Genomic DNA, 25,700 nt, shown 5'->3' with positions numbered 1-25,700 from the left:
TTGGACACGGATCAGAGCTTGAAGAGCTCCTTCAGCTTGTCTTCCTTCAGATCGGATCCGATCACGCACAGACGGCCGGTATACTCCGGTGCGCCTTCGCGGACGTCTGCCTCTTCCGGAACCATGTCAAAATAAATCCACTTTCCGTCGGTTCCCTCTACCATGCCCTTTGCACGCAGAATTGTTCCATAGGTATTGTCCGCGGAAAGAGCCTTAAGAATACTGCTGATCTCATCGCTGGTGTACTTCCGGATCGTCTCCTGCCCCCAGCTGGTGAAGACCTCATCAGCATCGTGATGATGATGGTGGTGATGGCCGCATCCGCAGTGATCATGATGGTGCTCATGACCCTCCTCATCATGATCATGGTGGTGATCACAGTGGTCATGCTCATCCTCGTCGTGATCGCCATGATGGTGCCCGCAGTGGTCATGCTCATCCCCGTCGTGATCGCCATGATGGTGCCCGCAGTGGTCATGCTCATCTTCATCGTGATCGTGATGATGATGCTCGTGCTCCTCTTCGTCCTCGTCATCATCCTCAACGAGCGAGAGATCAATCTTCACGCCCTCCATGGTATCCAGAACCTTTTTGCCGCTGAGCTGCTCTACCGGTGTGGTGATGACCGTTGCCTTCGGATTCAGCTCGCGGATCAGAGCCAGCGCTTCCTCAACCTTCGCGTCTGTCGCCTTCGGTGTATCCATGCGGCTCAGGATGATCGTGCCGGCAGCCTCGACCTGATTCTTGAAAAACTCGCCGAAGTTCTTCAGATACATCTTTGCCTTTGTGACATCGACAACCGTCGTCGCACTGTTCAGTTCAAGGTCCGCGGCTCCGGCATTCTTCTCGACTGCACGGATGACATCCGAAAGCTTACCGACACCGGAGGGCTCAATGATCACGCGGTCCGGATGATACTTGTCAACGACCTCCTTCAGCGCAACGCCGAAATCGCCGACCAGGGAGCAGCAGATGCATCCGGAATTCATCTCCTTGATTTCAATACCCGCGTCCTTCAGGAAACCGCCGTCGATTCCGATTTCACCGAACTCGTTCTCAATCAGAACCACCTGCTGTCCCTTCAGGGCATCCGCAAGAAGCTTCTTGATCAGCGTAGTCTTGCCTGCACCCAAAAAACCTGAAATAATATCTATCTTTGTCATATAAAATCACTCTCCTGTTCTGTGAACCGCCGCTGTCAGTGGCTGATTAGGTTGTGCACTATTCTATTGCGTAGCTTTATCATTATACTGCAATCCCAGAAAATGTCAATTCCACTTCCCTGCGATCGGGAAATTCGATGGATGCCAAAGAAAAAGAATGACCGAGTGAAAATTTGGTTAAAATCTTCATTCTATTCCTATCACCTCAAAACTACAGCACAGCATTTGAGATAATAAGCAACAGATTAGTAATATTTTATAGGAAATGAGAATCATTACAAGTGTAATATGCGCCAAAATATCATATCAAAAGGTGTTATAAATCGTCTGTTTATTAGTATTCCAATATTGCCCACTTCTCTGCATTATTATCCGCAAAAATAACCGCCTGCAAAAATGCATTTCTGCATCTGCCCGGCGGTTATCCTCTCTCTATTCAATTGACATATTTCCGCTTCAGCCAAACAACTTCTGTCAGCTGACACAGATTCAGTCACACATCAGTTGCCCTGAATCATGAAATCCATCAGTGCCTTGATATCTTCCGGCTCGGAAGCTACGATCTCCAGCTCCGGAATTGCTGCCTCGTTTGAGAAGATATTTGCCAGTGATACGTACTGGCTGAGCTTGGATTTGAGGTTCAGTCTGTCGCCCTCTGCGGTAACCAGCTCTACGCGGCCCTTGCAATTATCAATCACCTTGAAAAACCCGTCTACATCCTTAATGTTCTGCAGTTTCATTGTTGTACACCTCCAATACTGTTCTCTACTGCTTACCTTCTTCTGATGATCCTGTCCTCTTATTCTCTGGACAAAAACTCATCCTGCCCGATGTCCTTCAGACAAATATCAACGCGCCATGAATTCTGTATGAATTAAAACTCATTCAGCCCGATGTCCTCCGGACAAATTTCATCATACCATGAATTCTGTACGAATTGAAGGCAGTTTTTAATATCCATTATAATTATTCGTCTGTCCGTAGTTCGCAGTCCCACCGTACGTGCCGTCCCCGTAGCCGGCTCCTGCTCCGTAACCGCTGTTATAGGTGCCGTCAGCATTGCCGCTGCCGTAGCTGCCGCCGGCATTGCCGCTGCCATATGTGCTGCTGTCTGTTCCGCCGTAGCTTCCTGCACCTCCGTAGACATCCGTACCGTTCGTTCCTGCGCCGTAGGTTCCGGTTCCACCGGCTGTGTTTCCTGCTCCTGTACTTCCATTTCCGTCTGCTCCGCCAGCTGCGCCGCCTGCTGTTCCCGCGGTTCCGGATGCGGAAGCATCGGTACCGGATCCTGAGGCTCCGGCAGACTGTGTCCCTGTACCTGCCGCACCGTTTGTATCCGTTCCCGCTCCCGCCGCTGTCTCTCCGGTCGGAACTCCGTAGACGTCAACCTCGTTGATGCAGGTATCATCATAATCCGTTCCCTTATACACCTCGTCGATGGTCATCTTGATCTCGGATGTCTCGACATCCTTCGAGAGTTCCACACAGAATTCCTTCTTCTCGTCCGGGAAGGTGACCTGAACGCTCTGATCGCCGAACTCGAAGGTCATCGTCTTCGGACGGTTGTTCATGGTGTAATTGTCATCCGAGCCGTACCAGTTTCCGAGGCGCAGCACAAGGAATCTCACCTTGCAGACCTGATCCAGATGATAGGTGACACTCTCACCGATCCCGGACCCGTCCACTCCTTCCTGCCAGCTGCTGTCCTTCGATCCATCGTACAGAACATGCGGTGTGTTGTCGATTCCCGCCTGCGAAATCGTCGATGTCGCATCGGCGCTCGCCACGGTTACCTGTGAATACCCGAGCAGATCAATCTGCGACTGACGGCTTGCGTCCACAATGGAGGCTGTCAGCTTGTCCTCCTCTGCCCCCGGCGTCACAGACGGCTCTGAGGTGGAAGAGACAGAAACCGAAGACGAGGAACTTGTGACCGATTCCTCCTCCGGAGTCGGCGTTGCCTTAATCGTGACCTTCTGCGGAGAATTGTTCTGTCCGTCTTTCAGGAATTTCGATATGCCGAACATCGCGCCGATTCCCGCGGCAAGAATCACCAGAATCAGGATAATTCCCATAAGCAGAAGCTGGCGCTCTCTCTTTTTTACCCGAACCTTATCCAGCCGTCTGCCGCAGCGGGAACATCGCCTCGCAGTATCCGGATTTTGTTCACCACAATATGGACATCTCATAAACTTCCAGTCCCTCCAGTTTTTTCTTAGTCAATCTGCTCTGAAGACCCGGACTTCCTTCCGGAACCTTTCAAAATTCTCTCTTGTGCAAAGCTGCGTGCCTTCCCGGATCAGCGACCCGTTCGCCGCAATCACTCCGTATCGGAGAATCTCCGAAAGCGGGAGGCCTTTCTCCATCGCCACGCACATTCCGGCCACCATGGAATCTCCGGCTCCCTGTGTGCTTCTGACGTCTATCCTGTCCGGCGGACAGATCCACGCCCCCTCACGGCCGACGATCATGGCACCCTCCGCTCCCATGGACAGACAGATGATCCCGACCCCTCCATCGATGATTTCTCCAGCCTTTCGCAGGATCTCCTCCCGGCCCGGATTCTCCAGGCCGAATGCCGTCTCAAACTCATAGAGATTCGGCTTGATTACATCGGGACAGGCCTGAATCCCCTCCAGAAAAAGCTCTCCTTCCGCGTCCAGAATCACCTTTTTCCCGATCCTCCTGCACGCAGCGGTCAGGTCTCTGTAAAATGAGGCTGGCACACCCTGCGGTACGCTTCCGGTGATCACTGCCATGTCGATCTCCGGATCCGACAGCTGCTCCATCAGCTGATCCGTGAACGCCCGTATGGTTTTCGCGTCCAGCGGATCTCCCTTCTGATTCAGCTCGGTCGTGACACGGTCTTCCTCGTTCATCACCTTGATATTTTCCCGGACCGCTCCCTCCGCCATATATGCCTCATAATGAATACCGAGCGCCTCCAGCCCCTTCGAAAAGTCCTGCCCGTTCTTCGTGTAATTGATACCGAAGGTCCGCACCGGAATTCCAAGCTGGTTCAGCACGATGGAGACGTTAATTCCTTTTCCGGAAAAATCTGACCGCTTCGTCTGTACGCGGTTCAGCCCGCCGTAGGAAAATCCACGGATGGTGAGGGTTTTGTCGATACAGGGATTCATCGTTACTGTTGCGATCATGATTGCTCCTCGTCTCCCTCATACGCCGCGATCTTCTCCAGATAATCATCGTCCGACAGCGTTTCCATCTCATCGAATGGAATGGTGTATTCATAGTTATTGATAATCCGAAGGTATCGGCTGTCCAGATCGATGATGTACACATAGTCCACGACATCTGCGTAGTCCTCGCTGTTATACAGCTTCATCGAGCCCTTTCTCCAGAGAAGCCCCAGGATATCGCCCGACCGGTCCGTTCTCGCGTCCGTCTGTGTCTCATCATAGGGAATGAACTGACACCCCTGGACGATCTCTGCGAACTTCTCCATCTCATCGTTCCGAAGCCGCTCCTGCAGAAAGTGCAGGATGTTCAGGCCGGTCATCGCCGGATGTCCGTCCTCCGGTCCGAACTTATCGATTCGTTTCTTGTCCTCAAGGAAAATATATACTGCGCTGGAAATTTCCATATCTGATTCCTTCCTGATCATACATATGACAGCTGCGTTATTCATATTCTGATGCACCATCCGCTGGGCATAGTGTTCTGTTATTATCTTACTGTATAAAGCCGTCGTCAAGCGAGCAGTTTTTGGGCATGCAGAGCATGCACAGGAAACTGCATGCTTGAACGACGCTAACATGTATGAGCATGGAGCGGTGTGAAACACCGCGAGAATGCGAATACATGTGGCAACTGCGAGAGTTGCGAAGCAACGGAGCAGCTGGCTTTATACAGTATGTGGCACGACTTATCGTATGGGGGTTTACTATATATCGTCTGAATCTGGTCTGAAAATTTTATTTTCGTCGAAGTCGTCAGCCCCTGAGTGACTGCAGAAAGCATTAACCGAATAAACGGTCACGGCATAAAACTTCAAGCTTCTTTGAAATTGTCAGCTTCTGAGTGACTGCAGCAGCGGAAGCTCCCGGCGCACCTTGTCCACCAGCGGCAGGTCCAGATTCGTGATCTGCACGCCCTCCTTTTCATCCATCTCTGCCACGACATCTCCCCACGGTGAAACCACCATGGAATGTCCCCAGGACACGTAGGAAAAGGATGGATCTCTGGCGTCCGATGTCCCGACCATATAGCACTGGTTGTCGACCGCCCGCGAACGGAACATCAGCTCCCAGTGCGCAGGACCCGTGGTCATATTGAAGGATGCCGGAACCAGCACCACCTTCGCGCCGGACAGGACCATCTCGCGCACCATCTCCGGAAACCTGCAGTCAAAGCAGATACAGATCCCCATCCTGCAGAACTCCGTGTCGAAGACGGTCGCCCCCTTTCCAGCTGTCAGTGTATCCGATTCCCGAAAATGCTGCCCGCCCTCTACATTGATATCAAACAGATGCGCCTTTCTGTGCTTTGCGATCTGTCTTCCCTCCCGGTCAAACACATAGGCCGTGTTGTATACGCGGCCCTCTGCGTCCACCTCCGGGATGGACCCGGCAGACAGATAGATCCGATGCTCTCTCGCCATATTGGAAAGCTGTTTCCAGCTTTCGCCGCCTTCCGGCTCCGCGTATCCCGGAAAGCAGGAGGTCTCATAGGGCGTCGTGAACATCTCTCCGACCGCCACCAGATCAACCGCTTCCCCGTCGAGTCCGTTCAGCTTCTCCGCCAGCATGTCCAGATTTTCCTGTTTGTTTTTGTACACATGCGATTGAATCTGCGCAATCCTCATCGATGTCCTCCTGTTTCGCTTATAACGCTTCTGACGCAGTATACGGCAGTATGTGGCAGTATGGCGCCATAATGAATCATATAGCCGTTTGTGGTTCCTTTGCTCTGCTGTACTTCTGTTTGCTGTTCTTCTGCTTTGCGATTCTTTTGCCCTGCGATTCTTCTGCCTAACGGTTCTTTTACTTGCCTAATGATTTCGACACAAACTCAACCGGATGCTTGTGGATTTATTATTTCCTTATTCATTGTAGCCTGTGCGGCCGCCCTCTTCAACGGCTTACATGACTTTTTCTTTCTTCCTTAATAAAAGATATAACAAATAATCGCAAATACAACAAGATAAACCAGATATCATCCCGATATCATTCATTTGTTCTTCCGCGATTCGAGATGTATATCCGGAACCAGACCTATGACTGCATGTAACCTGCAAATTCTAGATTTCTTTCGCCTGTCCATGCTGTCTCAAGCGAAGAATTCCGCCTTTTCTTCATTTCCGTCGCCCGGCCGTTCTGGCTCATGCGAAGCTTTCAGCCTTTTCTTCATTTCCGTCGCTCGGCTACTCTCTCTCAGGCGACGATTCTCGCATTTTCTTGATTTCCGCCGCCCGACAAGCTCTTCTTTTGTTTTGATGAGTTTTGATGAGTTTTAATCATCCTGTCAGATATCATACTGCCGTCTTTACGCCGTCAGTACAAGAAAAAATGCGGTCATATGACCGCATTTTTTCTTGTACTGATTTTCTGAGAATTTATCTGTCCTCAACGTATTTCGTACGCACTTTGTCTTGCTTACTCAAAGATCGGCTTCAGCGCTGCCGCGAGTTCTTCCTTCTCGGCCTCGGCCTCCGCAAGATCCTTTCCCTTTGTCGTATAATACGCCTTGATCTTCGGCTCCGTGCCGGAAGGACGCACAACAACGGATGCGCCGTCCTCGAGACCGTAGATCAGTACATTGGCCTTCGGAAGACCGGTCTTCTCAGGCTCCTCATAATCGGTGACGCTTACCACCTTCCTGCCCGCGAAGTCTGCCGGAGGATTCTGGCGAAGCTCCGCCATGATTCCCGCCATCTTGTCCATTCCGGAAAGTCCCGGGAACTCGAAGCTGTCCACCTTGTTCAGGTAACGGCCGTACTCCTTGTAGATCTCCTCCAGACGCTGCTTGATCGAGGAACCGATGCTTCTGTAGTACGCCGCCATCTCGCAGATCAGCATGGATCCGATGATGGCATCCTTGTCGCGTACATACGGGCCGGCGAGATAACCGTAGCTCTCCTCAAATCCGAAGATAAAGCGATCCACTTCTCCGGCAGCTTCCAGCTGCGCGATCTGATCGCCGATCCACTTGAAGCCGGTCAGCGTATGTCTCAACTCCACGCCGTAATGCTTTGCCACAAGATCCGCCAGCGGAGTCGATACGATGGACTTCACCGCCACCGGGTTCTTCGGCATGGTTCCCTTCTCGATGCGTCCGGCGCAGATGTAATCCAGCAGAAGCACACCCATCTCATTTCCGGATACCAGCTCATATGAGCCGTCCGGACACTTCATGGCAATGCCGACACGGTCCGCGTCAGGATCTGTCGCCAGCATCAGATCCGCACCGGTCTTCTTCGCAAGCTCAAGTCCGTATTTCAGCGCCTCGAAAATCTCCGGGTTCGGATATGGAGCGGTTGTGAAATATCCGTTCGGGTACTCCTGCTCCGGAACAATCGTGATATCCGTGATTCCGATATCCTGCAGCACGCGGGTAACCGGTACGAGTCCGGTTCCGTTAAGCGGGGAATACACAAGCTTCAGTCCTGCGGTCTTTGCAAGGCCCGGTCTGACCTGTCTCGCCTCGATCGCGGCATATAATGCTTCCTTGCAGTCGTCGCCGACGAACTGAATCAGCCCCTTCTCAACGCCCTCCGCGAAGGACATGTACTTTGCGCCTGTCAGCACATCGGTCTTCTGAATCGAATCATATACAACAGCAGCCGCGTCATCGGTCATCTGGCATCCGTCCGGTCCGTAAGCCTTATATCCGTTATACTTTGCCGGGTTATGAGAAGCTGTCACCATGATGCCGGCGTTGCACTTGTAGTATCTGGTCGCAAAACTCAGTGCCGGAACCGGCATCAGCTCATCGTAGATGCGCACCTTGATTCCGTTTGCCGCGAGCACGCCCGCCGCATCTCTTGCAAAATTCCATCCCTTCAGACGGCTGTCATAGCTGATTGCCACGGTCTGCGTTCCGCCCTGGGTCTTCACCCAGTCCGCCACACCCTGGGTGGCCTGTCTTACAACCCAAATGTTCATCCGGTTTGTGCCGGCGCCGAGCGTTCCGCGAAGTCCTGCCGTTCCGAACTGCAATTTCACCGCAAAGCGGTCCTTGATCGCCTCGTCATCGCCCTCAATATCACGAAGTTCCTTCTTCAGATCAAAATCAATGAGATCCGCATTTAACCAGCGTTTGTAATCGTCCTGATACATTTGATTCCTCCGTTCTTCCTTATCATTCCGGATATTTGCATGGGTCGGCTGCCGCCCGAAAACAGGGGACTCCCGTTCTGACTATCCTGTCGGAGCGCCTCCGTCTTTACTGGCAAAACCAACAAATCGGTTTTGAAGCAGGCACGTATTTTCGTGCTTTTCATGCAAAATAATTTTACTGAATTTCGTATAGCTTGTCAAGGAATGGGCAGTTACTGGCAGGGGTAATGGACAGTTACCCGCAGGGGAGCGATCCGCCCCGGTTTTTTAGAATTCTTTTACCTCAAGTCCACACTTTCGACACAATTATCCCGTAATGTATAAGTCAGACAGCTGATAGACATACCGGCTGTCACATCTCCCCCCTCATTTAAAGAAAAGACGTCGAAGTGAGTCAGAGTCGCTTCGGCGTTTTTGTGTTACAATTTAATTTATTAAAGGAGGAATACTATGTCAAGATACCACCGGCGCAGACGCCGTTCTCATATATTCGGAAACGTTCTGCTCACACTTGTTCTGCTGCTCATTGTCGCCGCTGCTGTTCTCTATGTGAACCGCAGCCACGTTCAGAAGCTGGCCGCGGACGCGATCACGGATAAACTCAGCGATACCATCACACAGCAGATCCTTGAGGCTGCCGGAAACACCCCGGACGCCTCTGCCGTTCAGCAGGCGATTGGCTCCATCTCCGATTCTGACAAGGAAGAGGCCGCACAGATTCTGCAGAACCACTTGACGCCGTCCACCATTGCTGCCGCAGGCTCCTACATCCAGAACCGCGACTACAACGGGCTGATGCAGTACGCAAAAGAGAATCTCAGTACCGAAGAATATGACCGGCTTTCCGAACTCTACGAGAAGTACGCGTCCCAGCTTCCCGGCTGACAGAGCAGTAAGAATCCCGCCTCATATTTCTTTCAAATTACCTTGTACAGGTCTGAAATTAACCTCCCTTTAACGCACATTTAGCTGTCCGGTGATAGATTCGCACAACACCTTACACTATCGTAAAGATAGCAGGAGGTGTTACTATGAATGCGACTACGAATACCATTTCGAATACTTCAAATACAATTATAAACAGTACAGATACTACCACTGACACAATACGGAGGTTCCATATCTTCTCCTCCAAAAAGCTGTCCCCGCAGAAGAGAATATCAATTATGGTGCGTCTGTCCTGCCTCTCATTTCTGGTGGTACTGTTCACCATCATCTGGAATCTCTGACATTGTTCACAACATTTTCGCTTTTTCTCACGCCTCGTTTGTGCTAGAATTCTTTTCGTTAATGAATACTGACACTGATGAGAAGAAGGGTCTTTCGCGGAAGAAAGTCCTTCGATACAGCGCATCTTACGAAGGTCATGCATAAATCCTTCCATTCAGCACAGCTGAGGAAGGGAAAAGGCGAAAATTATGAAAAACAATTACCGAATCTTATCTTTACTACTAGTACCCGCTCTTGCCACGGCGATGCTTGCCGGATGCGGCTCCTCATCTTCCACCGAGGTCAGTGCCCAGACACAGTTATCTCCCGCGGCAGTTGACGCGAATTCTGATGATACTGCAGCGGATGCGGATCTGGTCTCCGACGCAGACTGGTCCGTCGACTCCGCGGATACAATTCTTGCTTCTATCCTGTCCTCAGATCTCACCGACAGCAATGTGGTCCTCGATGTTCCCGAGATTCTGCAGAATCCCGAGCTTCCCACCGGCTGCGAATCCGTTGCTCTTACAATCGCTCTGAATTCCCTTGGATGTGACCTTCAGAAAACAGAAATTGCCGATAATTATCTGGAATACGGCGACAATCTTGCTTACCAGTACGCAGGTGATCCCCACACAGAAAGCGGAGCCGGCGTATTTGCGGGAGGGATTGTGAACGCCGCCGAGAAGTACATCAAGGAAAAAAATCTTGACATCGCGGCCATCAACACCTCGGGCACCTCTCTGTCCGATCTGTGCAAGGTCGTGGCGGCAGGCTATCCCGTCATCATCTGGGGCACGATGTATATGTCGGATCCCCTGATCACATCGCAGTCCTATGAATACGACGGATACACCTATACCTGGTATCAGAACGAGCACTGCATGGTTCTGGCCGGCTATGACCAGGATGCCGGAACCGTCGTGATCAGCGATCCCCTCTCCGGAATTGTGGTCCGGGATGCCAACGCGTATGAATCCTATTTCAACGAAACCGGTATGTACTCCGTCGTTCTGATGAACAAAAACGGCGTAAAGAAAACCGATCTGGACACTTCAAAATCGGACTCCGACAGCAAGGGTTCTTCCGGCTCCGACGCGCCCGACAATATCGACGATATTATCAGCAGCCGCCAAAATACCTCAGACTACTACTACAACCAGTATCAGTCCTATGGCAATCAGCCCGGAGGAACCTGGTATGAGACTTCTCCAGCTGTATCCGGGGGTACATCCACATACGATGGTTCTTCCTCATCCGGAGGATCCTCGAGTGGCTCTTCCGCGAATTCACAGAATGCTTCCGACTCCGGAAATCAGCAATCCTCCGGCAGCGGTGATTCAGGACAGGCAGCCTCTCCGTCCGGCGGTAATTCCGGAACGAATACAGGAACCGGAGACGGGGTTTCCGGCGAAACAGGCAGCGGTGTCACGGCAGGAACTGCAGGCAGTGCCGGAACTGACGGCGGTGCCACGGCAGGAGCAGGCAGCGGTGCCGCGGCAGAGACCGGCGGCGGTGCCTCTGCTGAGACCGGTGGCGGAGCTTCAGCAGGGACAGGCGCCACAGAAAGCACAGGCGGCGCAGATTATTCAGCGCCATCTCAGGATGCCTCCGCAGCCACCGGAAACGCAGCCGGCGGGGAGTCCGGTTCCTGATTCCTCATCCTTCCTTTCCGTTATATACAGTAAACGGCCATATGATAAGCCGTGTCACATTCGATATATTGTGACACACACTGTATAAGCTGCGGATTGCTCCGTGCCCCGCACTTTCACAAACCTTGTTTATTTGCGGAAGTACCTCAATTCTTATTCTGCCCCTCCGTTAATTTTTCCTTGTTCTCCCCTGCTTCTTCCCGGCTCTGCTGCATCTCCAGAATCATCATGCTGAGCAGTAGATACATCCGGAGTTCCGGATCATCCAGATCCTCCTTCAGGATGCTCTGAATCTTTCCCAGCCGGTAGGTGATGGTATTCCGATGGGCGTACATCTCGGTAGCGGTTCGCTGAATGGAGCGTTCACTTTCCAGAAATGTCTTCAGCGTGTCGTATGGCTCGGTTTTTCCCTTTCGCACCTTCTGCTCCCACAGGCGAACCACCGCCGGATGGCAGGCACAGATCTTGTCCTGCATGGCCGGTGTCTCGATGATAAACCGGCTGGCATAGCTTCCAAACCGGAAGATGTGCCGGAGAAGCTCATCCTCCTCCATCAGTCTCTCATCCCTTTTTCCTGCCTCCAGAGCGTACACGGCCTGCCTGTACAGGGACGGGATGTTCTCTATGCCGCGCACCTGCAGACTGAAGCTGCTGTACACGGAATTCTGCTCGGTAAACGACACCAGAAAGGTCTGAAAGACGCGATCCCGATAGAGATTCCGGTTGGTCAGAATAATCACATACGGCGATTTCTGGAGCACAAAGCATCCCGAAAAATTATGCATGATCGCATGCTCGATGACGTTTCTGGCCTTTGTGGGATTCATCCCATTGTCCATTCCCTCCGGATCCAGCAGTGCAATCTCAAAGTTCTCATCTTCACTCCAGCCAAAATGGGCGAGCTGACGCAGAACCTTCTCCTTATCCCCTGAATGTTCAAAAAGATAATCATACAGCGGATTCTCGGGCCTCACCTGATTCTGCATCGCGATGCCGATATACGGCTGAAGGATCTGCCCAAGCCTGTCCAGAAGCTGCACATCTCCCGCATTCACCGCGTGTCCGCGCTCGACGACGGAAATCCTTCCGCACTCTGTATTGCCGATATACAGTGCCTTGGAAATGCCGTGAAACGAATTCTCCACCTTCTGCTTCCAGTGAAAAACCGAACAGCTTTCCCGGTTCTCCGGCTCCAGATTCTCATACTCAATCTGATAGATACTGTTGAGAGATGAATAGCCGTAGCGCGCGATGTACTGCCACTCGGAATCCATCGATTCCAGCCTGTCCACATGACTCATGGCCAGAACCTTGGTATTCCCGTCCTGTATCAGAATCGGATTCCGGAAGATAAACTCCGTCTGCTCGATGATGTCCCTGTAGTTCCCTTTGCGGACATCCTCCTCTACCCTGGCCTCCCAGTCCTGATAATAGTCAAATACGCCCTGAAGGATCTCAAACGCCTCCAGAACACTCAGATTATAGATCTGGATACGGTCCCCATCCTCGCCCTCATAGACGACATAATCCTTTTCCGCATACACATGCACACAGTTCGTTGCATAAGCCAGCCGCGCGCTGCTCAGAATCGGCCTGGCATCCTTATGAATCTCTGTCCGGATATCCATAAGCGGTGCCAGACGGTTGGCAATCATCCACATACTTAATTTCATTTTTTCTGCTCCATCTACGCCTCGCCCGCTTGCGCGGTATCTTGGCTGCTGTATAAGTTCTTCGAAAACACAGACCGCCAAAGTCGGTCACCTGTAGAATTGCGGGGGTGCGAAGCACGGAGCAATCCATAGCTTATACAGTTACTTAGATTTTCTGTATTTTAATAGATAAAATATTACTCCCTTCTGGCATTTTGTGCAATGACGACCAATAGCGTGCCCCTTCGGACACGCTATTTTATCTGTAAGTTTTATTTTTTTGTGCAAGCAATGAAGGGAACCGTCATCTCCTCTGCGGTCAGTCCCGCATAACTTCCGATCTTCTTCTTCTCCCGCTTCCTGTGCTTCCATCCGAGGCTCACGTCTCCGGCGGCAACCGCCAGATAGTCCCCGATGGCACCGTACGTCTTCTCTCCGGGGTGCCCGGATCCGAGCAGTCCTCTGTCCAGAACCTCTTCCCGGCTCAGGAGAAGAAAATCACTTCCGAACAGATCGCGGAAAACCTCCTCGAATTCCAGCTTCCTCCCCTGCCTGATATACAGGGCCGCCGCACGCGGCTCTACGGAAGGAGCTCTCTCCAGAAGTCCGGCAAGATGCGGGTAATCCTCCAGATAAATCCAGTGCGTATCGATCATTCCGTGATCCGAGGTGACAACCACCAGCGAATCTGACAGATCTCCGGAGAGCTTTTCGATCTCGCGGTTCAGAAACCGCATCCGGTTGTGTGCCTTTCCGGATGCGGCGCCGAAGGTATGCATCTCCAGATCCGGTTCATCCCAGAACAGACAGATATATTTCTTCCCGGAACCCGAAGCGATTTTCCGGATCCGCTGCATCGCCTGACGGAAGCTCCAGACTCTTTCACCCTCGCGGTGTGAGAGAAAATGCGTCTCCACCAGGGAATCCGCCTCGCGAATCCTGTCTGATAATGGTCGATACGAAATATACTTCAGCGGAACATTATAGTTTGCTGCCTTCTTCCGCGTCCCCTGCACCCGATTGCAAAAAAGCGAGATGTTTCGATCCACCTCGGGAAAATAAAGGTCTTTTCCAAGCCACGAATGCTCCAGCGGCGATTTCCCGCTCTGCAGCGTGGCGCATGCCGCGGCTGTCGACGAAGGAAAAACTGCCGACAGATCACACACTTTATTTGCCCGAAGAAAATCCGTCTCCGACAGATGCCGGTTCAGATTTGCGGTTCCCATTCCGGACAGAACAATCACAATCACGCGGTCCGCGCCCTGCCCCAGAAGCGAATCCATCTCCGGCAGTGTGGTATGTCCATAATCACAGACTCCGTAATATTTCAGAACGGAAGCTGTCAATGCCAGAAGGCTCCTGTCATAATCCGGATATCTGATCTCGCTGCTCATGCTGCTCCTCTCAACCTGTTACTGTATAAGTCCAGTCGCAATGTTCTTGGCCCACGGGAAGCTTGCTCACCAGTGGGCAAGAACATTAGCGACGACAACAGGTATGAGCATGGAGCGGTGCGAAGCAACGCGGGAATGCTCATACCTGTTAGCGGCACGGAAGCTGCGAAGCAGCGAAGTGACGCGGGGACTTATACAGTATGTGGCACGACTTATCGTATGATAGTTACTGTATAAGCTCTTCGAAAACGCAGACAGTAACTTTTCCTGTTATTTTAACACGAAACCCTCTATACTTTTCATCTTTAGAGAAATATAATAAATCCCCCGGCATGGCCGGGGGATTAGCTTGCTTTTTTCTCAGTTTTTCACAGCTTCCGTCATCATTGCCTTCCAGCTTCAGATATTGCTGTTTTTACATCTTCCGTTATTGCTGTTTTTACATTTTCAAATATTGCTGTTCTCAGACACCGGAAGCGCCGTAGTTGGAAAGCACGCGGGCGGACGGGTCGTTGACGTCACAGCCCTCCCACTCCTTGTTCGGCATCCAGTACGCCGGAATCAGCTGATCCTGATCCGGGTAGTACTTCTCAAAAATCTCGCGGTAGAGAAGCGATTCTTTCGTAAATGGCTGCACATAGGTGTACTTCTGGATTTTTTCATGGAATTCCTCATCTGTGTAGCAGCTGTCCGCGTATTCAATGATATCGTTTCGAAGAGAATGTCCCACTGCGTCGGAGAATGCGGCCTTCTCACGCATCAGAATGCTGTGCGGGATGCACGCGTCCTTCTCAAAGGCGTGACGAAGAAGATACTTTCCGATTCCATAGGTGTTCATCTTTTTCTCCGGATCAATGTGCATCACGTAATCCACGAAATCCAGGTCACCGAACGGAACTCGCGCCTCCAGCGAGTTCACGGAGATGCAGCGGTCTGCGCGGAGCACGTCGTAGACATTGATCTCCCGGATCCGCTTCTCGGCTTCTTTCTGGAACGCCTCCGCGTTCGGCGCAAAATCCGTGTATTTGTATCCGAAGAGCTCATCGGATATCTCACCGGTCAGGATGACACGGATATCCGTATTCTCATGAATCCACTTGCACAGCAGATACATGCCGACGGAAGCGCGGACCGTGGTGATATCGTAGGTCCCGAGCGCCGCGATGACAGGATCCAGGGCATTGATGACGTCGTCTCTCGTGATGATGACCTCGTGATGGTTGCTGTGGATATATTCCGCGACCTCTCTGGCATACTTCAGATCGATTGCGTCAATATCCATTCCGATGGCAAAAGTCTCGAGAGGCTTGTCCAGCATCTTTGCGGCGATGCCGCAGACGAGCGACGAATCCAGGCCTCCGGAGAGAAGGAAGCCGACCGGTGTATCGGAATCCAGCCGTTTCCGGACTCCCTCGACCAGCTTGTCATGGATGTTCGCGCTGATGGTCTCCGCGTCATCGTGGCTGTAATCCCCGCCGACATATGACGGATCATGATAGGTGTGGAACTCGCCGTCTTTATAGTAGGTGCCCGGAGGGAACGGATAAATCTTGTCGCACAGACCGATCAGGTTCTTCGGCTCAGAGGCGAACAGGATCACATGTCTGCTGTCATACCCGTAGTAAAGCGGACGGATGCCGATCGGATCCCTCGCGGCGATGTACTCGTCCGCGTCCGCGTCGTAGATCACCAGCGCAAACTCGGCATCCAGTTTGCGGAACATGGAGACGCCGTATTCCTTATAGAGCGGGAGAAGAATCTCACAGTCGCTGTCTGACCGGAAAGTATACCCCTTCCGGATCAGCTCTTCCTTCAGAGGACGAAATCCGTATATTTCTCCGTTGCATACGCAGTAATTGCCGTTCAGTTCAAAAGGCTGCATTCCTTCCGGTGTAAGACCCATGATGGCCAGACGATTGAATCCGAGAAATCCCTTTTCTGTGTTGATCAGTCTGGAAGCATCGGGTCCGCGGGAGGTGGTTTTTCTCAGGGCTCTGGCAAGTGCTTCTTCCGATCCGCCTTCACTGCAATAAGCTAGTATACTGCACATAATCTCATCCTCTTTCTTTCATAATGTAAACAGCGCCACATACGTATAAGATGTGGACTGCTGCGTGCTGTTCGCGTAAAAAAACAGGCAAAGATACTCTGTTGAAAGCATCTTTGCCTGTCATCAGTTTCCTATTCTATAAGAATAAGAGCCCTTTGAAAATACTTATTTTTAAGCACAAACCGTGCGCATCTTCACGCTTCTCTCATGTTGGTGTAGCCCATCAGATACTCGTCGACGCTGCAGGCGCATTTTCTACCTTCGGTGACAGCCCAGACCACCAGGGACTGTCCGCGGTGCATGTCGCCTGCCGTGAAGACCTTCTCCACATTGGTCTTGTAATGGTCCGGCTCCGTTTCAACGGTGTTCCTCGCCGTAAGCTTCAGTCCGAAGGCCTTCGCTACATAGTTCTCGCACCCGGTGAAACCGGCAGCGATCAGAAGCAGATCGCAGGGAAGAGTCTTCTCCGTTCCCTCAATCATGACCATCTTGCGATTTTCAAATTTGACCCTGACGGTCACGATTTCCTTGAGGTTTCCTTTTTTGTCGGTGTGATATTCCTTGACTGTGGTCTCGTAGACTCTCGGATCATGACCGAACAGCCCGATCGCCTCCTCATGGCCGTAGTCGGTCTTCTTCACACGGGGCCACTGCGGCCACGGATTGGAAGCGCTTCTCTCCACCGGCGGCTCCGGCATCATTTCAAGCGCCGTGATGGATTTGCATCCGTGCCGGATCGATGTTCCGATACAGTCATTGCCGGTATCGCCGCCGCCGACAACGACGACGTTTTTGCCCTTCGCGCTGATGAAATCCTTCTGCTTCAGAAGGGTCTCGGCATCGCGGCTTGCCTCGGTCTTCCAGACACCGTCCGTCATGCCGTGATCGAGAAGGCTCTTTGTCGTCGCCTTAAGGAAATCAACCGCGTAGTAAATCCCGTGAATCTTGTCCGGATCCGCTCCCGCAAGGGCTCTTGGCTGCTTTGCGCCGCACGCCAGAATGATGGCGTCGTATTCCTTCTCGAGCTCCTTCACAGACTCCTCTCCGATATTCACGCCGGTGCGGAAGACCACACCCTCTGCCTCCATCAGCTTCTGGCGGCGGCAGATGACGCTTTTGTCGAGCTTCATGTTCGGAATGCCGTACATCAGGAGTCCCCCGATCCGGTCTTCACGCTCAAAAACGGTCACCGAATGACCTCTGTGATTCAGCTCGTCCGCCGCGGCGAGTCCGGAAGGACCCGCTCCTACGACAGCTACCTTTTTTCCGCTTCTGACCTGCGGAATCCGGGGCTGAATGTACCCTTTCTCGAAGGCGGTCTCAATGATGAACCGCTCATTGTCATGAATCGTCACCGGGTCCCCGTACTCGCCGTTGATACATGCCTTCTCGCAGAGCGCGGGGCAGACTCTTCCGGTGAACTCCGGGAAATTGCTGGTCTTGATCAGTCTGCTGAAGGCGTGCCGGAAATGGCCGCGGTACACCTGGTCGTTCCACTCGGGAATCAGGTTGTGAAGCGGGCATCCGGTCACCATCCCGTTCAGCTTCATCGCCGACTGGCAGAAGGGAACGCCGCAGTTCATGCAGCGCGCGCCCTGCTCCATCCGGTCCTCTTTTCCGAGGGGCACATGAAACTCCCTGAAATTCTGCACCCGTTCTTTTACCGGAACATCGGCATTGTCTTTTCTGCTGTATTCAAGAAAACCTGTCGCTTTACCCATCAGGACACCCTCCTTGTTACTTCTTCGAACGCCTCAAGTACGGCATTCTCATGCTTTACTCCCTGCTCCTCGTACTTTCCGATCGCCGTCAGCATTCTCTGATAGTCGTTCGGCACGACCTTCTTGAAGTCGGGAATCCATTTTTCAAAGTCAGACAGAATCTCGGCCGCCCGCTTCGATCCGGTCTCCTTCTCATAATCCTCCAGAATGTTCTTCAGCTCCTGGATGTCGTATTTGTCCGTAAGCTCCTGAAGGGTAACCATATCCTTGTTCATCCTGCGGTAAAGGGTGTGGTCGGAATCCAGTACATAAGCGATTCCGCCTGACATGCCTGCCGCAAAGTTCTTGCCCGTCGTCCCGAGGATAACGGCTCTTCCGCCGGTCATGTATTCCAGGCCATGATCACCGCAGCCCTCCGCGACTGCCGTCACTCCGGAGTTGCGGACACAGAATCTCTCGCCCGCAATACCGGCCACATAGACCTTTCCGGAGGTCGCGCCGTAGCAGGCGACATTTCCGATGATGATGTTCTCGTCCGCCCGGAACGGAGCCTTCGGAGAAGGCACGACGACAAGCTTTCCGCCGGAAAGGCCCTTTCCAAAGCCGTCGTTCGCATCGCCTTCCAGATAGAGGGAGAGGCCCTTAGGAGCAAAAGCGCCGAAGGACTGTCCGCCGCCGCCTACCGCGTGTACGACAAAGGTGTCGTCGTCCAGATCGCTGCCGAATTTTCTGGTGATCTCGGATCCGAGGATGGTTCCGAACGCACGGTCCGTACTGGAAACCTTGAGCGTAATCTCCTGTCTGTCCGGTCTGCTTCCGTCTTTTCCTGAAAGAGCGTCTCTAAACCTCGGGAGAAGAACCGCCTCGTCCAGCGTCTTCTCCAGATGGAAGTTGTATACGTCCTTCTGGTCAAAGTGCGATTTTTCCGCGTGTGCGTAGGACGGATCAAGGATCAGATCCATATTGACCTCCGCCGCACGGTCTGTGATCAGATTGGTACGCTTCTCCAGGCAGTCGGTGCGGCCGATCATCTCATCCACGGTGCGGAATCCGAGCCTTGCCATAATCTCACGAAGCTGTCTTGCAATAAAAATCATGAAGTTCATGACATATTCCGGCTTGCCAGCGAAGCGCTTTCTGAGCTCCTCGTTCTGCGTCGCCACGCCGACCGGACAGGTGTCCTTGGAGCAGACTCTCATCATCATGCAGCCCATGCAGATCAGCGGAGCTGTCGCGAAGCCGTATTCCTCTGCGCCGAGCAGGGCGGCGATCGCGACATCGCGGCCGCTCATCAGCTTTCCGTCAGTCTCGATGATGACGCGGTCTCTCAGGCCGTTCTGAAGCAGGGACTGATGCGCCTCGGAGACGCCGAGCTCCCACGGCAGGCCGGCGTTATGGATCGAGGAGATCGGCGCAGCGCCGGTTCCTCCGTCGTATCCGGAAATCAGGATGACCTGAGCACCCGCCTTGGCTACACCGGAAGCAATCGTTCCGACGCCGCACTCGGATACCAGCTTGACGGAGATCCGCGCGTCCCGGTTGGCGTTCTTCAGATCATAGATCAGCTGTGCCAGATCCTCGATGGAATAAATATCATGGTGCGGCGGCGGAGAGATCAGAGCTACGCCCGGGGTTGAAAATCTGGTCGCGGCAACCCACGGATAGACCTTCTTGCCCGGAAGATGACCGCCCTCGCCCGGCTTTGCGCCCTGTGCCATCTTGATCTGAATTTCAGCCGCGCTGTTCAGGTACGCGTTGGTGACGCCGAAGCGTCCGGAAGCCACCTGCTTGATCGCCGAATTTTTCTCGGTTCCATATCTGGCCGGATCCTCACCGCCCTCACCGGTGTTCGACTTGCCGCCCAGCCGGTTCATCGCGATGGCCATGGTCTCGTGCGCTTCCTTCGAAATCGATCCGAAGGACATGGCACCGGTCTTGAAGCGCTTCACAATGCTTTCCACCGGCTCTACCTCCTCCAGCGGAACCGGATCCTGCTTCGGCGCGAATTCCAGAAGTCCGCGCAGGGTATGCGGTCTCTTGGAATCATCCACCATATCGGTGTATTCACGGAACTTGTCATAGTCGCCGGTTTTTACCGCCTGCTGCAGGGTGACGATGGTCTCCGGATTATACAGGTGGTCCTCCTTGTCCTTGCCGCTTCTGAGGTAATGGAAGCCTACGGAATCCAGAGAGGTATCCACGGACAGACCAAGCGGATCAAAGGCATGATTGTGGCGGAAGGTGATACCTTCTTCGATCTCCTTGACGCCGATGCCGCCCACGCGGCTCACTGTTCCGGTGAAGTATTTGTCGATGGTCTCCTTGTCCAGACCGATCGCCTCAAAAATACGCGCGGACTGGTAGGACTGAATCGTAGAGATACCCATCTTCGCAGCCGTCTTTACAACTCCGCCGAGAAGGGCCTTGTTGTAGTCGGCAATCGCAGTGTGATAGTCCTTGTCCAGCATGCCGATATCGATCAGCTCCGCGATGCACTCATGAGCCAGATACGGATTGATGGCACGGGCACCGAATCCCAGCAGCGCCGCGATCTGATGAACATCTCTCGGCTCCGCGCTCTCTAGGATCAGAGAAACTGCCGTTCTCTTCTTCGTGCGGACCAGATGCTGCTCCACGGATGATACCGCAAGAAGAGACGGAATCGGAACATGGTTCTCATCCACGCCGCGGTCGCTGAGAATGATGATATTTTTCCCGTTTGCATAGGCACGGTCCACTGTAATGTTCAGCTGCTCCAGCGCTCTCGCAAGGGAGGTGTTTTTGTAATACAGAAGCGAAACCACCTGTGCGTGGAAGCCTGGACGATCCAGCGACTTGATCTTCATCAGGTCGACGCCGGTCAGAATCGGATGGCTGACCTCCAGCATCGTGCAGTTGCCGCTCTTCTCATTCAGAAGATCGCCGTCCGATCCGATATATACGGTGGTATCCGTGACGATTTCCTCGCGGAGAGAGTCAATCGGCGGGTTGGTAACCTGCGCAAACTGCTGCTTGAAGTAGTTGAACAGAAGCTGGTGCTGTCTGGACAGTACCGCAAGCGGAACATCGTGTCCCATCGAAGCGGTCGGCTCGACGCCGTTTTCCGCCATCGGAAGGATCGAATCCTTGACGTCCTCATAGGTATAGCCGAATACCTTGTAGAGGCGGTCTCTCATCTCCTGGCTGTGTACCGGGATCTTCTTGTTCGGAATCGGAACGTCCTTGAGTCTCAGCAGGTTGCGGTCCAGCCACTCACCGTACGGCTGCCGGTGAGCATAGTATTTCTTGCAGTCGTCATCGGAGATGATTTTCTTCTTCTTCGTGTCGACCAGAAGAATTCTTCCGGGCGTCAGGCGGGATTTCTTCACCACATGTTCCGGCGGAATATCCAGAACGCCCACCTCAGAGGAGAGGATCAGCCGGTTGTCATCGGTGATGTAATACCGGGAAGGACGCAGTCCGTTCCGGTCAAGGGTCGCACCGAGCACATCTCCGTCGGAAAACAGGATTGCTGCCGGGCCGTCCCACGGCTCCATCATGGTCGCGTAGTAATGGTAGAAATCCTTCTTGTCCTCGTCCATGAAACGATTGTGGTTCCACGGCTCCGGAATGGTCACCATCATGGCAAGCGGAAGATCCATACCGTTCATGTAGAGGAATTCCAGCGTGTTGTCCAGCATCGCCGAATCGGAACCCGACGCGCTGATCACCGGATAAATCTTGTCGATGTCCTTCTCCATGATCGGGCTGGTCATGGTCTCCTCACGGGCGAGCATACGGTCCATGTTGCCGCGGATCGTATTGATCTCTCCGTTGTGCGCAATCATGCGGTACGGATGCGCGCGGTTCCAGGACGGAGTCGTGTTTGTGGAGAACCGGGAGTGCACAATTGCAATCGCCGTCCGGTAATCCTTGTCCTGGAGATCGCCGTAGAACCTTCTCAGCTGTTTGACCAGGAACATTCCCTTGTATACGATGGTTCTCGATGACAGGGAGCAGATATAGGTATCATCGGAGCTCTGTTCGAACTCACGTCTCACAACGTACAGCTTCCGGTCAAATTCAATTCCTCTGGAGAGCTCCTCCGGCCGCTCGATGAAGCACTGCATAATATACGGCATGCAGTCCAGCGCAGCCTTTCCGAGGATGCCGGGATTTGTCGGAACCGTTCTCCAGCCGAGCAGCTTCAGACCCTCCTTCTCCACAATGACCTTCATCATCCGCATCGCAAAGGTGCGCTTCATGGTATCCTGTGGAAAAAAGAACATGCCGACGCCGTAATCACCGGCGTCTTTCACTGCAATGCCCTCCTGCGCCGCGGCTTTGCGGAAAAAATCATGACTGATCTGTGTCAGTATGCCGACACCGTCTCCGACTGTCCCGGTCGCGTCCTTTCCGGCACGATGTTCCAGCTTCTCAACGATGGCAAGCGCATCGTCCAGAACCCGGTTGTCCTGGTGTCCATCAATGTTTACAACCGCACCGATACCGCAGGCATCATGATCCTTCTGAAGCTGTCGATACTTTCTGATATGCTGTGTATACTCATCCATACTTATTCTTCCTCATCTGTGCAGTCTGCAGGTAATGATCCCGCAGGATTTATGAGCTTCTGATTTTTTTATATAGTGATTATCAGGGATATGCAAGCAGTTTTTGCGCCATTTGTTCTCATATTTTGCAAATGTCTGCTTTTAAATAATCATCCGGGTCGTTTCCTGTACTTGTCTTGTACTTTATTCCGGGCGGGCTCCGCTTTTCATTATGGTTAAAATCAATTACCCTGCAAATCTGATTTTAAATACAGTTTTAGGAACTGCCGCGTTTTTACCCGCGACAGTTCCTGATATTCACGATGCATTCCATTCTTCTGGCGTCCGGACTCTTTGGATTTCCGTCCCATTCCAGATTTTCTTATCGAAGTGAGAAAAGAAGTTCTCCGTAGGTCGGATACGGCAGATATTTCTCCGGAACGTAGATCTCCGCCGAGTCTACATAGCTGCGAAGGTTCTCCATATCCGTGAGTATCACGTCGTGATAGTAGCGAGCGCCCTCAAGGCCTTCGCGCTTCTCTGCTTTTGCTGTATCCTCTGTCAGCTTCGCCAGAGCGCTTCCGATTTCTCCGGAAAGGCTGTCCAGCTTTTTCAGGATTCCGGTCTCATATGCGCCGCCCTCATCTCCGAGCAGTGCCTTCTTCTGCGTGCTTTCCTCCGTCAGATCCTTCATATACCCGAGAAGTCCGCTGGTGAAATCTTTCCGTACCATCTCCTCCATGGTAAGGGCCTCGATGTGCACGGTCTTGGAATAGTTCTCCAGGAAGATCTCATATCTGGACTCAATCTCTTCCTTTGTGAAGATTTTATGCTTTGTGAAGAGCTCCACGTTTTTACTGTCGAGCAGCTTCGGCATCGCGTCCGGAAGAGACTTCAGATTCGCGAGGCCTCTCTTCTCCGCCTCGGCAATCCATTCATCCGTATAGCCGTTGCCGTTGAACAGGATTCTCTTGTGCTCATCCAGAATCTTCTTCAGAAGCTTGTGAATCTCCGCGTCAAGATCCTCTGCCGCCACATCCTTGAGCGCGTCATAGATGCGGGAAAGAGACTCTGCAACAGCTGTGTTCAGAATAATGTTGGGGTCAGCTACTGACAGAGAGGAACCCGGCATACGGAATTCGAATTTGTTTCCGGTAAAAGCGAACGGTGATGTACGATTTCTGTCGGTCGTATCCTTGGTGATGTGCGGCAGTACATGAACGCCCATTCCCATCTTCGTCTTTCCGGTTCCCACAAAGGCAGTTCCGTCATCGATGGATTTCAGCACGGCGGCGAGCTCGTCTCCCACAAAGATAGAGATCACTGCCGGCGGCGCCTCGTTCGCTCCCAGTCTGTGATCGTTTCCTGCGGTTGCCACGGATACACGCATCAGATCCTGATAATCATCGACCGCCTCGATAACAGCCATCAGAAATACCAGGAACTGGGTATTCTCCGCCGGTGTTCTTCCTGGATCCAGAAGGTTCTCGCCTGTATCGGTGACAATGGACCAGTTGTTGTGCTTGCCGGATCCGTTAATTCCCTCGAAAGGCTTCTCGTGAAGCAGACATGCGTAATGATGCTTGTCCGCTACCTTCTTCATGACCTCCATCGTCAGCTGGTTGTGATCCACCGCAACGTTGGCAGTCTCGAATACAGGTGCCAGCTCATGCTGAGAGGGCGCAACCTCGTTGTGCTTTGTCTTCGCCGGAACGCCAAGCTTCCAGAGCTCCTGTTCCAGATCATGCATGTATTCGGATACCTTCGGTTTCAGAACGCCGAAATAGTGATCCTCCATCTCCTGTCCCTTCGGTGCCGGAGCTCCGATCAGGGTGCGTCCGCACATCAGGAGATCCTTTCTCTGAAGGTACATATCCTTGTCGATCAGGAAATACTCCTGCTCGGAACCAACTGTGGTGTCAACATGTGTAACCTTCTCATTTCCGAGAAGATGAAGAACCTTGACCGCCTCCTTGGACAGAGCTTCCATGGAACGCAGAAGCGGAGTTTTCTTGTCCAGAGCTTCTCCGCCAAAGGAACAGAAGGCCGTCGGAATATAGAGAGATCCGTCCTTAATGAATGCCGGTGAAGAAGGATCCCACGCGGTATAGCCGCGCGCCTCAAAGGTCGCCCGAAGGCCGCCTGACGGGAAGCTGGAAGCATCCGGCTCGCCCTTTACCAGCTCTTTTCCGGAAAACTCCATGATTACCTTGCCGTCTCCGGTCGGAGAGATGAAGCTGTCGTGCTTCTCGGCCGTAAGTCCGGTCATCGGCTGGAACCAGTGTGTGAAATGCGTCGCGCCATGCTCGATCGCCCACTCCTTCATCACCGCCGCAACCGTATTCGCCACGTCAAGCTCCAGATGGCTGCCGTTTTTAATTGTCTTATGAACCGCCTTATATACGTCCTTCGGCAGACGTTCCTTCATAACCTGATCGTTGAATACCAGGCTGCCGAAGATTTCAGGAACGGATTTCACAAAATCAAGTCTTTTTTCTTCCACTTTTTCTACCTCCTATTCCGGGAATGCATCTCACAACAGTGAATACAGCTCCTCTGCAGTTCTTCCCCGCCTCCCGGCCGGCCCGCACACGGCCCGGCATTCCCGGAGACTGCTGCTTTCGCGTAACGAGATAAAACACGCTGCGCGAGTTTTATCTCGCTATCGCGACGCTCGCCGCACACGAATACTTCGCATTCGGCTGCGGCTCACTGTTCGCGTAAAAAAAGACAGGCAGAGATGCTCTTATGATTAAGCATCTTTGCCTGTCATCAGTTCCCTATTCTATAAGAACACGCCCCAAAATAAAATACTCATTTTTGTGTATAAGCTCTTCGAAAACGCATCCAGGATCGTCACACGCAAAGCGCGTGTAAGAGACTGGATGCGATTTCGAAGGCAACAGGTATGAGCACGAAGTGACGCGCAAGCGGCACGAAAGTGCGAATGCCTGTTAGGATTGCGAGAGTGCGAAGCACGGAGCAATCCGCAGCTTATACACAAGTCCAGTCGCAATGTTCCTGGC

General features: G+C 52.7%; 16 protein-coding genes. 3 read left to right on the top strand and 13 right to left on the bottom strand.

Features of this window, described 5'->3' with window-relative positions; translation table 11 throughout:
- Positions 1–11 precede the first annotated feature (11 nt).
- The 7 genes from ACTQ3A_RS08715 to ACTQ3A_RS08685 form a co-directional block, all read right to left on the bottom strand.
- Positions 12–1,163, bottom strand: coding sequence for a CobW family GTP-binding protein (locus ACTQ3A_RS08715; RefSeq protein ID WP_441494625.1), 1,152 nt, complete (start codon positions 1,161–1,163; stop codon positions 12–14).
- 500 nt (positions 1,164–1,663) lie between these two features.
- Complete coding sequence (locus tag ACTQ3A_RS08710; RefSeq protein ID WP_441100523.1) at positions 1,664–1,903, bottom strand: polya polymerase; 240 nt, start codon at positions 1,901–1,903, stop codon at positions 1,664–1,666.
- A 210-nt stretch (positions 1,904–2,113) separates the two neighbouring features.
- Positions 2,114–3,352, bottom strand: coding sequence for an NADase-type glycan-binding domain-containing protein (locus tag ACTQ3A_RS08705; RefSeq protein ID WP_441494624.1), 1,239 nt, complete (start codon positions 3,350–3,352; stop codon positions 2,114–2,116).
- 30 nt (positions 3,353–3,382) lie between these two features.
- Positions 3,383–4,321: a 1-phosphofructokinase family hexose kinase gene (locus tag ACTQ3A_RS08700; protein ID WP_441494623.1), complete on the bottom strand. Its 939-nt coding sequence runs from the start codon at positions 4,319–4,321 to the stop codon at positions 3,383–3,385.
- Positions 4,318–4,788 (bottom strand): hypothetical protein, encoded by a 471-nt coding sequence (locus ACTQ3A_RS08695; protein WP_441495294.1) that lies wholly within the window; start codon positions 4,786–4,788, stop codon positions 4,318–4,320. The genes ACTQ3A_RS08700 and ACTQ3A_RS08695 overlap by 4 nt, the downstream gene beginning before the upstream one ends.
- A 405-nt stretch (positions 4,789–5,193) precedes the next feature.
- Positions 5,194–5,988, bottom strand: coding sequence for a carbon-nitrogen hydrolase family protein (locus ACTQ3A_RS08690; RefSeq protein WP_441494621.1), 795 nt, complete (start codon positions 5,986–5,988; stop codon positions 5,194–5,196).
- A gap of 790 nt (positions 5,989–6,778) precedes the next feature.
- Entirely contained in the window at positions 6,779–8,461 is a 1,683-nt protein-coding gene (locus ACTQ3A_RS08685; RefSeq protein ID WP_441476205.1) for a phospho-sugar mutase, read from the bottom strand.
- A 450-nt stretch (positions 8,462–8,911) separates the two neighbouring features.
- Between ACTQ3A_RS08685 and ACTQ3A_RS08680 the strand changes: the two genes are divergently transcribed.
- The 3 genes from ACTQ3A_RS08680 (at position 8,912) to ACTQ3A_RS08670 (ending at position 11,325) form a co-directional block, all read left to right on the top strand.
- A complete protein-coding gene (locus ACTQ3A_RS08680; RefSeq protein WP_441494620.1) occupies positions 8,912–9,346 on the top strand; it encodes a hypothetical protein in 435 nt (144 codons plus the stop codon).
- Between the two features lie 146 nt (positions 9,347–9,492).
- Positions 9,493–9,690: a hypothetical protein gene (locus tag ACTQ3A_RS08675; protein ID WP_441494619.1), complete on the top strand. Its 198-nt coding sequence runs from the start codon at positions 9,493–9,495 to the stop codon at positions 9,688–9,690.
- A 189-nt stretch (positions 9,691–9,879) separates the two neighbouring features.
- Positions 9,880–11,325, top strand: coding sequence for a C39 family peptidase (locus ACTQ3A_RS08670; protein ID WP_441494618.1), 1,446 nt, complete (start codon positions 9,880–9,882; stop codon positions 11,323–11,325).
- A gap of 146 nt (positions 11,326–11,471) precedes the next feature.
- Here ACTQ3A_RS08670 and ACTQ3A_RS08665 read toward each other — a convergent pair whose 3' ends face one another.
- The 6 genes from ACTQ3A_RS08665 to ACTQ3A_RS08640 all read right to left on the bottom strand — a co-directional run bounded on the left by ACTQ3A_RS08665 (position 11,472) and on the right by ACTQ3A_RS08640 (position 25,102).
- Positions 11,472–12,998: a PucR family transcriptional regulator gene (locus ACTQ3A_RS08665; RefSeq protein WP_441494617.1), complete on the bottom strand. Its 1,527-nt coding sequence runs from the start codon at positions 12,996–12,998 to the stop codon at positions 11,472–11,474.
- A 251-nt stretch (positions 12,999–13,249) separates the two neighbouring features.
- Complete coding sequence (locus ACTQ3A_RS08660) at positions 13,250–14,371, bottom strand: alkaline phosphatase family protein (protein ID WP_441494616.1); 1,122 nt, start codon at positions 14,369–14,371, stop codon at positions 13,250–13,252.
- A 463-nt stretch (positions 14,372–14,834) separates the two neighbouring features.
- Complete coding sequence (asnB, locus tag ACTQ3A_RS08655; RefSeq protein ID WP_441100504.1) at positions 14,835–16,421, bottom strand: asparagine synthase B; 1,587 nt, start codon at positions 16,419–16,421, stop codon at positions 14,835–14,837.
- 194 nt (positions 16,422–16,615) lie between these two features.
- The gene (locus ACTQ3A_RS08650) at positions 16,616–18,142 is read right to left on the bottom strand and encodes a glutamate synthase subunit beta (protein ID WP_441100502.1); all 1,527 of its coding nucleotides are present in this window, start codon (positions 18,140–18,142) and stop codon (positions 16,616–16,618) included.
- Entirely contained in the window at positions 18,142–22,695 is a 4,554-nt protein-coding gene (gene gltB / locus ACTQ3A_RS08645; protein ID WP_441494615.1) for a glutamate synthase large subunit, read from the bottom strand. The genes ACTQ3A_RS08650 and gltB overlap by 1 nt, the downstream gene beginning before the upstream one ends.
- 361 nt (positions 22,696–23,056) lie before the next feature.
- A complete protein-coding gene (locus tag ACTQ3A_RS08640; protein ID WP_441494637.1) occupies positions 23,057–25,102 on the bottom strand; it encodes a glutamine synthetase III family protein in 2,046 nt (681 codons plus the stop codon).
- Between the last annotated feature and the right edge of the window lie 598 nt (positions 25,103–25,700).

Source organism: Bilifractor sp. LCP21S3_F8, from assembly GCF_052117805.1.
Lineage (GTDB): Bacteria > Bacillota > Clostridia > Lachnospirales > Lachnospiraceae > Bilifractor.
Note: the sequence above shows the minus strand (reverse complement) of the source record. Positions and strands in the feature narration are given on the sequence as shown.

What these genes read in the sequence shown, in the direction of transcription:
- ACTQ3A_RS08710 (WP_441100523.1), bottom strand. Translation starts at nt 1,903, where the DNA reads ATGAAACTGCAGAACATTAAGGATGTAGACGGGTTTTTCAAGGTGATT.
- ACTQ3A_RS08700 (WP_441494623.1), bottom strand. Translation starts at nt 4,321, where the DNA reads ATGATCGCAACAGTAACGATGAATCCCTGTATCGACAAAACCCTCACC.
- ACTQ3A_RS08670 (WP_441494618.1), top strand. Translation starts at nt 9,880, where the DNA reads ATGAAAAACAATTACCGAATCTTATCTTTACTACTAGTACCCGCTCTT.
- gltB (WP_441494615.1), bottom strand. Translation starts at nt 22,695, where the DNA reads ATGGATGAGTATACACAGCATATCAGAAAGTATCGACAGCTTCAGAAG.
- ACTQ3A_RS08650 (WP_441100502.1), bottom strand. Translation starts at nt 18,142, where the DNA reads ATGGGTAAAGCGACAGGTTTTCTTGAATACAGCAGAAAAGACAATGCC.
- asnB (WP_441100504.1), bottom strand. Translation starts at nt 16,421, where the DNA reads ATGTGCAGTATACTAGCTTATTGCAGTGAAGGCGGATCGGAAGAAGCA.
- ACTQ3A_RS08685 (WP_441476205.1), bottom strand. Translation starts at nt 8,461, where the DNA reads ATGTATCAGGACGATTACAAACGCTGGTTAAATGCGGATCTCATTGAT.
- ACTQ3A_RS08680 (WP_441494620.1), top strand. Translation starts at nt 8,912, where the DNA reads ATGTCAAGATACCACCGGCGCAGACGCCGTTCTCATATATTCGGAAAC.
- ACTQ3A_RS08665 (WP_441494617.1), bottom strand. Translation starts at nt 12,998, where the DNA reads ATGAAATTAAGTATGTGGATGATTGCCAACCGTCTGGCACCGCTTATG.
- ACTQ3A_RS08705 (WP_441494624.1), bottom strand. Translation starts at nt 3,352, where the DNA reads ATGAGATGTCCATATTGTGGTGAACAAAATCCGGATACTGCGAGGCGA.
- ACTQ3A_RS08675 (WP_441494619.1), top strand. Translation starts at nt 9,493, where the DNA reads ATGAATGCGACTACGAATACCATTTCGAATACTTCAAATACAATTATA.
- ACTQ3A_RS08715 (WP_441494625.1), bottom strand. Translation starts at nt 1,163, where the DNA reads ATGACAAAGATAGATATTATTTCAGGTTTTTTGGGTGCAGGCAAGACT.
- ACTQ3A_RS08690 (WP_441494621.1), bottom strand. Translation starts at nt 5,988, where the DNA reads ATGAGGATTGCGCAGATTCAATCGCATGTGTACAAAAACAAACAGGAA.
- ACTQ3A_RS08640 (WP_441494637.1), bottom strand. Translation starts at nt 25,102, where the DNA reads ATGAAGGAACGTCTGCCGAAGGACGTATATAAGGCGGTTCATAAGACA.
- ACTQ3A_RS08695 (WP_441495294.1), bottom strand. Translation starts at nt 4,788, where the DNA reads ATGATCAGGAAGGAATCAGATATGGAAATTTCCAGCGCAGTATATATT.
- ACTQ3A_RS08660 (WP_441494616.1), bottom strand. Translation starts at nt 14,371, where the DNA reads ATGAGCAGCGAGATCAGATATCCGGATTATGACAGGAGCCTTCTGGCA.